General features: G+C 44.7%; 13 protein-coding genes, 5 tRNA genes and 1 riboswitch. Of the genes, 2 read left to right on the top strand and 16 right to left on the bottom strand.

Annotated features, from left to right (window positions below; all coding sequences use genetic code 11):
- Positions 1–108: 108 nt before the first annotated feature.
- From tenA to ACYQ0Y_RS09045, 16 genes are all read right to left on the bottom strand, one after another.
- On the bottom strand, positions 109–771 hold the full coding sequence (tenA, locus tag ACYQ0Y_RS09120) for a thiaminase II (protein ID WP_407884274.1): 663 nt from the start codon (positions 769–771) through the stop codon (positions 109–111).
- 260 nt (positions 772–1031) lie between these two features.
- Positions 1032–2030: a D-2-hydroxyacid dehydrogenase gene (locus ACYQ0Y_RS09115; protein WP_407884276.1), complete on the bottom strand. Its 999-nt coding sequence runs from the start codon at positions 2028–2030 to the stop codon at positions 1032–1034.
- A 113-nt stretch (positions 2031–2143) separates the two neighbouring features.
- On the bottom strand, positions 2144–3052 hold the full coding sequence (locus ACYQ0Y_RS09110) for a DMT family transporter (RefSeq protein WP_407884277.1): 909 nt from the start codon (positions 3050–3052) through the stop codon (positions 2144–2146).
- A gap of 17 nt (positions 3053–3069) precedes the next feature.
- The gene (locus ACYQ0Y_RS09105) at positions 3070–3474 is read right to left on the bottom strand and encodes a hypothetical protein (protein ID WP_407884279.1); all 405 of its coding nucleotides are present in this window, start codon (positions 3472–3474) and stop codon (positions 3070–3072) included.
- Positions 3475–3476: 2 nt separating this feature from the next.
- Positions 3477–4052 carry a hypothetical protein gene (locus ACYQ0Y_RS09100; protein ID WP_407884281.1) on the bottom strand — a complete coding sequence of 192 codons (576 nt, stop codon included), beginning with the start codon at positions 4050–4052 and terminating at the stop codon, positions 3477–3479.
- A 54-nt stretch (positions 4053–4106) separates the two neighbouring features.
- Positions 4107–5063, bottom strand: coding sequence for a DHH family phosphoesterase (locus tag ACYQ0Y_RS09095; protein WP_407884283.1), 957 nt, complete (start codon positions 5061–5063; stop codon positions 4107–4109).
- Between the two features lie 280 nt (positions 5064–5343).
- Positions 5344–5417: transfer RNA gene (locus ACYQ0Y_RS09090), tRNA-Pro, on the bottom strand.
- Positions 5418–5461: 44 nt separating this feature from the next.
- A tRNA-Arg gene (locus tag ACYQ0Y_RS09085) sits at positions 5462–5535 on the bottom strand.
- Between the two features lie 24 nt (positions 5536–5559).
- Positions 5560–5631: transfer RNA gene (locus tag ACYQ0Y_RS09080), tRNA-Gly, on the bottom strand.
- 15 nt (positions 5632–5646) lie between these two features.
- Positions 5647–5720: transfer RNA gene (locus ACYQ0Y_RS09075), tRNA-Thr, on the bottom strand.
- A gap of 6 nt (positions 5721–5726) precedes the next feature.
- Positions 5727–5808, bottom strand: a tRNA-Leu gene (locus ACYQ0Y_RS09070).
- A 304-nt stretch (positions 5809–6112) separates the two neighbouring features.
- A complete protein-coding gene (gene serS / locus ACYQ0Y_RS09065; RefSeq protein WP_407884285.1) occupies positions 6113–7402 on the bottom strand; it encodes a serine--tRNA ligase in 1290 nt (429 codons plus the stop codon).
- 436 nt (positions 7403–7838) lie between these two features.
- The gene (locus tag ACYQ0Y_RS09060; RefSeq protein WP_407884286.1) at positions 7839–8486 is read right to left on the bottom strand and encodes a deoxynucleoside kinase; all 648 of its coding nucleotides are present in this window, start codon (positions 8484–8486) and stop codon (positions 7839–7841) included.
- Between the two features lie 220 nt (positions 8487–8706).
- Positions 8707–10260 carry an amino acid permease gene (locus ACYQ0Y_RS09055; RefSeq protein WP_407884288.1) on the bottom strand — a complete coding sequence of 518 codons (1554 nt, stop codon included), beginning with the start codon at positions 10258–10260 and terminating at the stop codon, positions 8707–8709.
- 121 nt (positions 10261–10381) lie between these two features.
- Positions 10382–10566, bottom strand: a riboswitch (Lysine riboswitch).
- A 92-nt stretch (positions 10567–10658) separates the two neighbouring features.
- Positions 10659–11195, bottom strand: a complete 537-nt coding sequence (locus tag ACYQ0Y_RS09050) for an Rrf2 family transcriptional regulator (RefSeq protein ID WP_407884290.1) — start codon at positions 11193–11195, stop codon at positions 10659–10661.
- Between the two features lie 54 nt (positions 11196–11249).
- Positions 11250–11804 (bottom strand): GNAT family N-acetyltransferase, encoded by a 555-nt coding sequence (locus ACYQ0Y_RS09045; protein WP_407884292.1) that lies wholly within the window; start codon positions 11802–11804, stop codon positions 11250–11252.
- Positions 11805–11909: 105 nt separating this feature from the next.
- On the opposite strand from ACYQ0Y_RS09045, the gene ACYQ0Y_RS09040 reads away from it, so the two are divergent.
- Positions 11910–12710 (top strand): lp_1002 family arylesterase, encoded by an 801-nt coding sequence (locus tag ACYQ0Y_RS09040; protein WP_407884294.1) that lies wholly within the window; start codon positions 11910–11912, stop codon positions 12708–12710.
- Positions 12711–13039: 329 nt separating this feature from the next.
- Positions 13040–13597, top strand: a complete 558-nt coding sequence (locus ACYQ0Y_RS09035; RefSeq protein WP_407884296.1) for a GNAT family N-acetyltransferase — start codon at positions 13040–13042, stop codon at positions 13595–13597.
- Positions 13598–13665: the final 68 nt, after the last annotated feature.

Here is a 13665-nt window from a genome sequence, read left to right as displayed (position 1 = left end):
CTTTTTAGCTTTGGCAATGAATTTTGTCTTCGTTTCAACCTTGCCCTTGCTGATCTTCACAAGCAAAACAGCTTCGTCATACGAGGCCCAGTATGGTAACAAAAATAATCATGGCTGCCATTGTTGCTGGTCAAGCGCCATTTGCCAAAAATTGAGTTCAAAGTACGTGCTCCGCGCAAAAGCGGCCATCATTTGTGCGCGTTCTGCCTGATCTGTTGCTGCCGCAACTTGGTCGGTTAATTCAATTTGAGTCGCCACAGCATCTGTGTAATCGGCTGCCTGATAACTATCTAACCAGGCCTGATAGACAGGCACCGGCGAGCTCACCCCTTGTAAGGCAGCACCAATATCCGCATACAGCCAAGCACATGGTAGTAGACCGGCGATGGCGGCGGCTGGCCCCGCTTGTGAGAGCGTCCGGTACATGTGCGACGTATAAGCATAGGTTGTTGGTGCCATCGGCGTCTGTCTCACATCGGCTGGCGTAATCGCTAATGGTTTAAAAAAAGTCGTTTGGGTTGTGATTTCGCCAGCGCGCAGGCCGTTTGCCAAATCTGTTAAAAGTTGTTTAACTTGTTTGTTTTCAGCCGCTTGCGCCGTTAAATCATGTACGCGTGCAAAGTCACGCAAATAGTGATGATCTTGAATAAGGTAATAACGAAAGGTTGCTTCAGGCAAGGTACCATCACGCAGTTGCTGAATGAATGGATGTTGAATGCTAGATTGCCAAAGTAACCGATTAGCTTGATATGCGGTCTGACTGAAAGACATGATAAAACTCCTTTACTGGGGAAAGCGCCATGTGTCTCAATCAGTATAGCTGATAAAACCCATGCCTTCATAAAGAAAGCACGGGTTTTACATAATCGATACTGGCTCTTTACAAACTGATCAAAACGTTAGCAAGTTCGCTTTGAGTCCGAGTAACAACGGGAAATCATGAATGGCCGACTTTCGCCCGACCATGATTTTGGGTTGGCCGCTCTTCAATGATGGCGAACGTATTTTGTCAGTGCACTACCGAAGTCTGATTAGTCAAATGAAACGACATTATCCGCCGTTCCTGTTTCGATTAACTGACGATTGTTATTTAAAGCAAATTGGACCATGTTACGAACCGCTGTCTTCGTATAGAACGCAATGTGTGGACTCACTAGGACATTGTCCCGTGACATCAAACGCTTTAGTCGGTCGTCTGGGATCGCATCAAACTGACCAAAATCGGCGTTGAAGATGCCAACTTCGCCCTCGTAAACATCCAAGGCTGCGCCACCGACTTTGCCAGAATCCAAAGCGGCAATTAAGTCATCGGTATCTAACAGATCACCTCGAGCTGGATTCAAGATGATCACACCATCCTTCATCTTACTGAAGGCCGCTGCATTTAACATGTGGTAGTTTTCTTTCGTGGCTGGTGCATGCAAAGAAATAACGTCAGCCTGCGCATATAATTCATCTAACGTGTCAACGTACATGCCCGTTTTTTCTAATTCAGGATTTTTGAAAACGTCATAAGCCACAACTTTAGCACCGAAACCTTGATAAATTTGAATGGCTGCTCGGCCAATTCGTCCAGTTGCGATGACCCCGACAGTCAATGTATTCAACTCAGTGGCAATATCTGGCGCCCAGCGTAAATCACCCTTTGCCTGCCGACGTTCGAATTGCTTCGTATGACGTAATAACCGCATTAATTCGGTGACGGTAAACTCCGCAATTGCTGCTGGAGAATAAGCCGGAACGTTGGTGACACGCAATCCAGTCCGTTTAACCGCTTCCGCATCAACATTATCCACCCCGACATTACGCAAAGACATATTTTTGACACCCAGCTCTGCTAAACGATCAATAACAGTCGCCGTATATGGTTTTTGTTGATAAACGACCGCCCCATCAAAACCGGCAGCTTGATCCACAGTGTCTTCAGTTAACAACTCACCAGTTGCTTTAACTTCAATTCCTTGGCTTTGCGCCCATTCATCCACATATGGCCGCTCGTCATCACGAATTCCGTAAGCAATAATTTTCATGTTAAAAACCTCCATTTGATTTCGGTAACAAACTGATTATACCACGCTTGAGTACGGTTCCATATGTTGCTAGGTCATCGATTGAATTATCTCGAATCAACTCGTTTAGTTCATCAATTTGGCTTTTTATAGCCTAGCGTTAACATCACCACTGCTAAGATGATTAAACTACCCCCTAGGCCATCAGCCCACGAAAATGGAATATGTAGCACTGTAATTGAGATTACTGTAGCTGCCAGGGGTTCAAAGGCATCTAAAAGGCTAGCCGTGGTGGGCGAGACATACTGCAAACTAACGGAATACATCACAAATGCAATTAAAGTTCCAAATAAGACAACCAGACCGATAGCAAGAAGCGTACGTCCAGTTAACGGCGGTACACCAACCCATGCCGGTTGAATGGCATTCATTGCCATCCCACCAATTAAAAGTCCCCAGCCATTGACATTGACGGCTCCGAAGTGCGGCAATAGTGGTCGTGGCAGCAATGTACTGGTCGCCACGGCAATTGCTGACATTAGGCCCCAAAATAACAATCCTGGGGAGACGGCCAAGTGATCGATTCGGCCGTGAGTGACAACAAAAAAAGCACCAGTCAGTGCTAATAACATCCCAATACTTTCCGCACGAGATGGAATTACATGATGAAAAATCAGGTAATAGCCGGCAATGACTAATGGGCCGAGAAATTGCAAAATGGTCGCCAGAGCGGCATTCCCATATTGAATTGCCAAAAAATAGAAAAATTGAATGGGAATGAGGCCGACTAAAGCAAAAACAATCTGCTGAAGAGCGGTCCTTCGATGGCGCCACACCGCTAATGGTTGACCACCAGAGAGGACACTGTAAATCAACAAGATTCCGCCTGCCAGCATCATTCTGATGGTGGTTAGCCACGCTGGTGTCACGGGATGGTCTCCGGTAAACAAAATTTGGGCGATGACTCCAGAAACGCCCCAGAGCATCGCCCCACCACTGGCTAAAAGAATGCCATTTAGAACCTGTGCTTGCCGCTTGTTCAACTATTTCACGCTCCATTTCAACTCATTTGGTCATGATGGTCATCTAATCCGGTATTAAGCCATTGACGTTGTTCGTACACTCGACCATACCATAAAATACCCGTAATCACGATACTCAGAGCAACTAAAGCTAATCCCAAGCGAGCGATCCCATGTTCGGCAAACAAAGCTACTAATAACACAAACAAGCCGAAAACCACTGTCAATGCCACCATTGTTGCTAATAGAACCCTACCACGCAGTCGTTTTCGATAACGCCATCCGAAAACAAGTCCAAACGACGCTAAGATAAAGGCGATCCACCAGACAACTAAATTCGTTAGGTTCTGCTGCGAGTGCGCGGGCCAGATCGTTAAAATCAGCACAGACACCAGCATTAACCCCCAAATCAATTTCAATAATCTTCCGGATCTTTTGGCCATAATCAATGTCGCCTCCATTTAAATGTAACCTGATGAATTTGAGACAATTCAGACTCACGTAATTGTTCTGGCGCCAAATGAAGCTGAAAGTGTCGCTCATCATTTTCTGGCTGACCGACTAGTTGCTGTTGTAATTGGATCACAATCGTTAAAAATTGGTCATTGGCTAAACCAGCAAGACAGTTCGCTGTGCCAATCGTTTCATCATCCCATTGAGCAACACCGCAACCAGACTCTTGGTCCAAAACAATTTCCATTAGCAGGCCAATGTTACTAAAAATTTGACTATGAGCCGATGTCAGCGCCTGTTCAAACCAGTGTTGAACTCGGATTGCGTCTCCTGTCAAAATCTGGTTATGGAAAGGACATGTTAACAAGCACGCTAAAAAGTCCTCATTGGGCAACACCATTGCGGCTTGAGCCGCTGCTAAATCATCAGTTGACTGAGTCACCTCTGTGGTTACTAAATTATCTAAATACGCCAACTGCCGCACCAGGCGCGCTTTACGGTGCTGCTTAAACGCTTGATCTAACCATGCAATTAGCACTTGCTGGGCCACTTGATTACGATTCGCCACTTGATCACTCCCTGTCAGTCAGTTAACTCGCCTATTTTCCATTAACATCAAGAGTTACTGTGCTTGACGCCATTCATGTACAATGGTTACCAGTTGATGGATCATTTCCTTAACTTCATCTAGATTGGCTGCTGTCGCGCCACTAGCTAATTCGTGACCACCACCGCGATGTTGCTTGGCCAGCTCATTAATAACTGGCCCCTTTGAACGTAAATGAACCCGATAGTCACCAGCCGGCGTTTCCACAAAAATTTGCCAGGCAATCACGTCAGCCAATCGACCAGGCGTTGATACCAGTTCATGGACAGCTTCGGTAGAAACGTTCAATTCATGCAGACGTTTTTGGGACACCACATAACTAGCTGCACCATCTGGATCAATGGTTAACTGATTCAAAATGTCTCCCATCAGCTGACCAATGCCTCGACTTAGCTCACTATCATGCCGGCTAACCGTTGCGGCATCAATTCCCGTCTCCAATAATTCGCTAGCAACGGCAAATGTATGTGCACTGGTAGCTGGGTATAAAAAGCGACCAGTATCTCCCACAATTCCAGCATATAACGCGATTGCGGCCGTTTGATTAAGTTTTAAAACACCATGACTGTCATTAACTAAATCAACAATCAATTCTGAGGTGCTGGAGGCTTTTGGTAAAACCCACATTGGCAATCCATAAGCGTCATCATTAGGGTGGTGATCGATTTTAATTAACTGATTACCAGTGGCGTACCGTTCATCATCAATTCGTTCGGTATTAGCCGTGTCGAGGACAATGACCAGTGCATCTTGATACTGTACGTCAGCAATTGTGTCCATAGTGCCAAGCCAGGCAAAATCTGCGGGCATTTCTCCCACTGCCCAAACAGACTTTTGTGGGAAAGCTGCCTGAATTATAGATTTGAGCCCCAGTTGAGAACCTAAGGCATCTAAATCTGGACGTTGATGACGATGTAAAATAATCGTTGGTGCTTCTTCAATTGCCGTTAAAATATCACTCGTTACACTCATGATCAATTCGCTCCTTACGCTGTTTGCTACTGCCATCATGCCATAACTAGACCCTTATTTCCAAAAAACGCCCCTATTTTTGTGCACTCTTCCCTTCATCACGTTATATCCCCCGTGTTCATCGCCTAATTGACTTGGCCTAGTCAAAAAAAATTACCATCAATTAGTGTTGGCAAATTAGTGGTAGTTGGCTGTTACAATGATCGAGCTTGGCTGGTTCAAAAAAAGCGTCAACACGATTGACCGTGTCGACGCTTTTTGTATGTAACGCTATATCTAATCGGGACAACAAGATTTGAACTTGCGACCCCTGCGTCCCGAACGCAGTGCTCTACCAAGCTGAGCTATATCCCGAAAAAGGAAGACCGCCACCAATTATTGGTGGCGGTCGCCAATGATGCACCCAGTAGGAGTCGAACCTACAACCTTCTGATTCGTAGTCAGACACTCTATCCAGTTGCGCTATGGGTGCATTCTCATAACAGACGTTACGAAAAGCGGAAGACGGGATTCGAACCCGCGACCCCCACCATGGCAAGGTGATGTTCTACCACTGAACTACTTCCGCATATTGTTGGTACAATGCCGACTAGAGGATTCGAACCTCCGACCCCCGCTTTACTAGAGCGGTGCTCTGACCAGCTGAGCTAAGTCGGCAAACGATGCGGATGAAGGGACTCGAACCCCCATGTCAAAAGACACTAGAACCTAAATCTAGCGCGTCTGCCAGTTCCGCCACATCCGCAGCATCTGATTCCGTTCCCTCATCAGACAACTATTAGATAGTATCATTTACGGTCAAAAACTGTCAACATGATTTCAGGGATTTTCTCGAAAAATGTGCAGAATTATGGCCGTTTTACCCAAAAATCAGAGTGAAGCCAGCTGGGTGATGTCGAACACTGACTGAACTTGACGAATTGGTGCTTTCTGTCAATCGGTCAGGCTGGCATAGCTCGACAAAAAAGGTGTTACAACCAGCAAGACAATTCTGGTTGTAACACCTCAAATAATTTAACAAACAGTGGATCCTTTAACTAACAACGCCCTTACTTGGCGTGTGCGTTTTCTTTGGTAATCTTCGTGATACCATGCATGTATGGCACAAGGGCTTCTGGAATCGTCACTGAACCATCCGCATTTTGATAATTTTCCAAAATGGCGGCAACTGTCCGACCAACGGCTAAGCCAGAACCGTTTAATGTATGCACTAAGTGAACCTTGCCATCTTCATCACGGTATCGAATTTGAGCACGGCGAGCCTGAAAGTCCTCGCAGTTAGAACAGCTGGAAATTTCTCGATAGGTTTCCTGATGTGGAATCCACACTTCTAGATCGTGAGTTTCCGCTGCCGTGAAGCTCATGTCCCCAGTTGCCAACGTAATCACATGGTAGGCTAAGCCCAATTTTTGCAAAATGTTTTCGGCGTTAGCGGTCATCTTTTCTAATTCATCATAAGAATTTTCTGGCTTAACGTATTTAACCATCTCGACCTTATTGAATTGATGCATGCGGATTAGCCCGCGAGTATCACGACCAGCTGATCCGGCTTCAGAACGAAAACTGGGTGTCAGCGCCGTCAAATATACAGGTAATTTTGCGACAGGCAAGACCTCATCACGGTAATAGTTTGTTAAGGGAACCTCCGCTGTTGGAATCAAAGTCAAATCTTCATCCTGGAGTTGATAAACATCTTCTTTAAACTTGGGAAATTGTCCCGTACCATACATCGATGCACTGTTAACCATGTACGGCGGGATCACTTCTTCATAGCCTTCTTCGGCATGCTGATCCAACATGAAATTATAAATGGCACGTTCTAACTTGGCACCCATGCCCATGTAATACACAAAGCGAGCCCCCGAAACCTTACCGGCCCGTTCAAAGTCTAGAATGCCAAGATCCTCACCGATTTCCCAGTGAGCTTTAGGTTGAAAGTCAAAATGTGGCAATGTGCCTATCTTGCGTTCTTCCCGCGAGTAATTCTCATCCGGACCAATCGGATCTGTATCGTGCGGAAAATTCGGTAATCGCGACATTTTATCATTAAATTCGGTCAAAACGTCATCTAATTTGTTATCCAACGCTTTAATGCGACTACCAACTTCGCGCATTTGAGCAATGGCTTCATCTGCATTCTCATGATTGCGTTTTGCAATACTGATTTGATCACTGGCCTGATTTCGCTCGGCCTTTAACTGTTCTGTCTGTTGCAGTAATTCCCGCCGCTGCTCATCCAAAGCCAACACGTCATCAATTTGTTCCGGTGCCACAGCCCGAGTTGCTAACTTTTCTTTTGCCTCTGCCGGATTATTACGAATTCGTTTAATATCTAACATCGCTGATAACCTCCATAAATTAAGTTGTATGCATAAAAAAAGCGCCATTCATCCCCCAAAAAAATTGGGACGAATGGCGTTAATTCGCGGTACCACCCAAGTTCATCGTAACCGATGCGCTCGAACAAGATAACGACTTTCGCCGTGTGGCATTACCCACCCACTTTTTTCGTTGCTGGAAAGACTGCTAATCGGTTTGCACCACCACCGACTCTCTGAACAAGCGTTGTCATAACAACTGTGTTTTAATCACTATTTAGTTAATTATTACAGATAGTGTAAGCCAAAATATTCTCCAGTGCAAGACACGTGACCAAAAGGATCGGATGGCTAGACAATTTCATCCAAAAACGTTGTCAATCAGTACCCTTGCACAATCAATTAAGACAGCCCGTCAACTATTGGTGTTGCCCACACGTTGAAATCTAGGTAGTTATTAAGCCGTGGCTAATTGCAATTGAGTCAACTTAGTGTCAATTTGTTGCAGTACAGCTTGAGCAGCATTGGGATCCTCGACGAAATCGAATTGATCCCCATCAATTTTCATCTTTGGTCCATGGTTGTATTGTTCATACCAGGCAGTGTACCGATGGTTGAGTTCTTGATAATATTCATACAAAGAGGGATCATTATCAATTTGTTCGTAGGCTCGACCCCGTTTTTGAATTCGATCAAGCATGGTATCAAAGGAAATATCGATATGAATAAGCAGGTCTGGATTCTTTGCATGCGTTGCATCGGGCAGTTCTTGCATCATGTTTTTCAGTAAGGAATCGTAGATGTTAACTTCGGTACCCGTTGACCGACCCAGATCAGCGTTTAGGTGAAACAACAATGAATCTTCATAAATGGAGCGATCCATCACACTATTATCATCAGCAAAGGACGCTTTGATCGCATCTAACCGTTTATTCAAGAAATAAATTTGAAGTAAAAAAGCGTACTTCTTTGGATCTTGATAAAATAACGGCAAAATCGGGTTGTCTTCCACTGACTCGTAGTAAGCCTGCGTATGCAGATGGTTTGCTAATAAATCCGTTAAACTTGTCTTACCCGCGCCGATCGTACCTGCTAAAACAATCATGTATAATCTCCCCTAAACTTCGTTGTTACCACGTTACGTGGTTAATCACCACACATCGTGAGCTCCATATAATCACCAATATATTGTAGCACGTCTCTTTTTTGCCGCCACATCTTGTAGCTTACAAGTGTAAAAGTAATCTGTTTGTCATTTAACCTTAGACCGGCCCATAAAAAAAGCTTACCCATCTTGCCGGGCAAGCTCACTTTTTAAGAACTAGCTAGTCACTCGTCTCCGAGGCAACCACGGAACCTTTAGAATCATGAGTAGCTGTTGAAGTTTGCGCAACGTTCTGTTGCTCAGCTTCATTGGCTGCTGCGTCATAACTTTCGCCAACTGTTCGTGGCGTTAAATCCACTTTTTCTAACGGAATCACGTGCGTATGATGCCGCAACTTATAATACAACCACAAAACTAAGAATAATGGCACACTCATATAGGTGATTAAAATGGCTTGAAAATCAAGCTGTGCAAAAGACTTTAAATCTTGGCCCACAATTACAACGATCCCTAAGACTAAGGCTAAGACGGGACCAAATGGGAACCATTTTGCATGATAACGTAGCTCCGATACTTGATGACCTTGCTTAATGAAGGCTCGTCGGAACCGATAGTGGCTAATGGCAATTCCTAACCACGCAATGAAGCCCGTCAACCCAGAAGCGGCCACCAAGTACATATAAATCATTGGTCCAAAAACACTTGTCAGGAACGTTAACAACCCCACAATGGTCGTTCCAATCAAAGACGCCATAGGAATCCCGCGCTTGTTGGTACGTCCAAAGAAGTCTGGCGCATACCCCTCATTCGCTAATGAATAAAGCATTCGCGTTGAAGCATACATGCCTGAATTAGCTGAAGAGATAACTGAGGTTAAAATAACCGCGTTCATGACACTGGCCGCAGCAGCTAACCCAGCTCGGCGAAAGACTAATGTAAATGGACTGATGGCAATATCAGAAGCACTCGATCCCAATAAATCTTTACTGGTATATGGGATAATACATGCGATGACAAAGATCGCTAAAATATAGAATAATAAAATCCGCCAAAAGACCTGTCGAATGGCCTTAGGAATACTCTTTTCAGGCGTGGCACTTTCGCCAGCTTCAATCCCGATCAATTCTGTCCCTTGGAATGAGAATCCAGCCACGACAAACACTGATAGCAAGGCCGGCACGCCGCCGACAAATGGTGCCTTGTGGTAGGTCAAGTTGCTAAAACCAGTTGCATGCCCACCCATGATGCCAAAAATGGTCAATGTCCCGACACCCAAGAAGACTAACACAGTGACCACTTTAATAATGGACATCCAATATTCAGTCTCTCCAAAAGAGCGGACAGATAGCGCGTTAATCGTAAAGATCAAGACTAAGGCAATCATACTAAAAATCCAAGCAGGCACATTAGGTAACCAAAATTGCATAACCAAAGCGGCCGTAGCAACATCAACCGCTAATGTAATTGCCCAGTTAAACCAATAGTTCCAGCCCATGGCAAACCCTAACGCTGGATCGACGAACTTTGTCGAATAGGCAGCAAATGATCCAGTCAATGGCATGTAAGTCGCCATTTCACCAAGACTCGTCATTAAGAAGAAGACCATGATACCAATTGCAATGTAGGCAACCAATGCCCCACCAGGACCTGCAGCGGAAATAGCGGATCCTGAGGCCACAAATAGCCCAGTTCCAATACTACCGCCTAACGCAATCATCGAAAGATGACGCGTCTTTAATTCACGCTTTACCGCGCGATTTTCATTTTCTGCCATATCGAGTTCCTCCCATTCATTAAAGAGAAGCACTTGATGTAATCTGAATAAATAAAAGGTCGGTCTGTTTGAAAGTGTTTTTCACACGCCAAACAAACCGACCACAACATTCATCCTGGTCAATCGTTGATAGCGCCCCGCAACGTTTTTATTTGCTGCGACAGTCCGTCAGCTGTTAACCAACGGCCCAACTAAGTCTTGAAACAGCAAGCCTTAATTTCGGCGACGCACCCTTTTGCCAGATGTCAACGAGTCTGTCCACTCTCAACCTGACGACTAATGATTGTCGCAACCTCTTCATTCGATATGTTCTGAGTATAGGAAGATGTTTAATAAAATGCAACCTTTATTTTCATTTTGTTTTAATGAAACCGGATTCATTAATCAACAAAATTCGTTTAATGGTTGTTGCTTGGCTCTTCGTGTAACAAATTGCGCAGTTTGCGAATAAAAAAAGCATAATTGTCCGTGCTTTCATTCCAATCAACCGTTGGAATGATTTCGGATTGAAGAATTCGCACCAACATTTGGTGAACTGAAACTTGCTCTAAAACAGTCCGATACTGGCGGTCAGCCATGGAAAATAAATCATTAAGCACTTGTGAGCCTCGATTTGCTAATGGCTCAACGTCATTAAACACACGGTCAATCAATCCGCTATTTGGAAACGAAGCAAAATCTCCCTCGACTGCAATGGCCGCATCCCAAACGGAAATTTGCCGAGCGTTGCGACCGATACTAAAGCCGCCCTGATTTCCAGAAACAGAGCGGACTAAGCCAGCAACGACTAGTTTACGCATAATCTTTCGCATATAAGTCTGTGAACCGCCTAAACGGGTGTGAATAACTTCTGACGTAATGGGCGCTGACGCATCTTGTGTGGCCAAGAGCGCCAAAATACAGGCGGCCTGTTCGACACCTTTAGTTAATTGCATAATTTCCCCTCCATTTGGTTAACCACTACCAATCGGCTCCCCATGACAAACCATTCATGAAGCTCCCATGGGGTTAGCTTGATAAAAGTCAGTAGCACTTAGACGATAAAAACATTCTTGTTTTCCAGGTGCAAAAAAATCATGTTCATTATGTTGTAACTGATGATCAAAACTAAAACCCATCTTTTTAAAAATATGCGCTGAGCGCTGATTATCTTCGAAGTAAGAGCCCCAAATATGCGTCAATCCCCGATTGAAAGCCTCGTTTAATGCAGCAGCGACCGCCTCACTCATGTAGCCATGACCCCAAACAGCCTCGTTTAACATGTAGCCTAAATCGCGCTGGTCATGAAGCAGTCGGCCCTCATCGTCTGTCTTGCCATAAAGACCGACTGTCCCAACAAATTGATTCGTCGACTTTACAACAATCCCCCATAGCCATCGCTGATGAAGTGTTTGGCGAATTAAAAAATGCCCCTCAAAGGAATTTTTAACCGGCTGAAAACCAGCCGGCAGGGCAACTTTAGGGTTGCTAACGATCGCTAAAAAAGCTTCATAGTCTGCTTCAGTTACGGCCCGCAGTCGTAACCGATCTGTTTCAATTGTCACAATCTTCAACCTACCCCGTCAATTAACTTTATTTCCATTCATAAAGTGACCTACTCGGTTGTACAATTAACCAAATTAGTTATGATTACAACTGAGGTGTTCTTCATGAAAACAATTCATCAATCATTAAATGGTCAAGCGTACTTCCACGGTTTTCTTCACGATTGTCCTGGACCGGCAGGACAAAAACATTTCCCAACTATCGTGATCGTTCCGGGTGGTTCATTTACCCATATTCCTGAATCTCAGGCAGAGCAAGTGGCACTGGCCTTCTTTGCTCGTGGCTTCAATGCCATTTATCTACGCTATTCATTTATCAGCGAGATAACGCCAATTTTACCAGTACCAATCATTGAATTGGGCCAAACAATGGTTCTACTTAAAGACCATTCTGACTGGCCAGTCGATGCAAATCAAGTCTTGATTTTGGGAATGTCCGCTGGCGGTCTTGTAACTGCTCTATATAACGACTATTGGTCGTCAAGTTGGTTAACAAATGCCATTGGCACGACCGCAGCCCAACTTGAGCCACGCGCCACCATCCTCTGTTATCCCGTCACTAATGTGCAACTTGGCTTTCCGACAACAGCAGCGACAATTGCCACTTGGACCAATGATCGCCAACGTGACGCCGCCGAAAGGCACGTAACGGCAGCCAACAAACCGACCTTTATTTGGGCAACCACCGAAGATCAGGCCGTGCCGATCACCAATAGTCTCGTCTACACCAAAGCGTTGTATGAACATCAGATTCCATTGGAAGCCCATATTTTCAATCACGGCCCCCATGGCTTAGCCCTGGCGGATCAGACGACTGCTTGGAAACCAGGGACCGATTTGCCACATGTCGCACACTGGTTTGAATTGGCTCTAGAATGGATCACCGATCTTTTAGCGGATGATTAAAAATGAGAGTTCAATAAGGCTACTTGTGATTTTTTCACACGTGCTATATCGACGCCTTTTCTACCTGTTTCATTTATGAAAATAATTAGTAGAAAATTAATGTCGAAAACGGTAGCCATTTTCATTTGAACCGTGTACAATGCTTTTTCGTGGTCACCTATTTGACCTTTTCATCAGGCAGTAGCCAGCCAATGAAAAGTGTAACTGATGAGGAGTTACCCACCCATAATATGGCTACTGTCATGATTCTTCGTGAATCAACCTGGCCGTTTTAACGGTACATTGTCCCGCGGAATTGTTTAGCACAATTCCTGAAAGGAGCGAGTCTCATGACATCATCCACTTTGAACGTTACATTACATTTTGCCGAAATCACTGATTTACCCGCAATTCAGGATATCATTAACGATGCTCGTGATTTTCTGGCTGATCAAAAAATCGATCAATGGCAAAATGGCTATCCAGAACCAGATGTTATCGCCAATGACATCAAACGCGGTGAGACGGTGGCCTTAAAAGACGATGAAGGTACCATTTTAGCCATCGCTTCTTTGGTCAAAGGACTAGATCAACCATACGAAGCCATCATTGATGGCGACTGGCGCGTTAAGGGGACAACAAATAATTATGTCTCCATTCATCGTGTGGCCATGGCGAAGGCCTCACGTGGTCATCACTTAACCCATGATTTTTTTGATCTCATGAAGGAGCAAATTGCTGCGGATTCCGACATTGAGAGTATTCGCATTGATACGCATCCAGAAAACTTTGGCATGCAACACGTTATCGAAACAAACGGTTTTGATTATATTGGTTTAGTCCCTGTGGTCGGTGGTCGGCCAGATGAAACTAATGTCGCTTATGATTTAGTATTAGACCGCGGCTAATTGCCTAATAATTCAAGCTAGTCTATAAAAAGTCCTTTCCGAAAAATCGGAAAGGACTTTTTATAACT

It is taken from the genome of Furfurilactobacillus curtus (genome assembly GCF_054657915.1).
The sequence above is the reverse complement of the archived record's forward strand: the minus strand, read 5'-3'. Positions and strand labels throughout refer to the sequence as shown.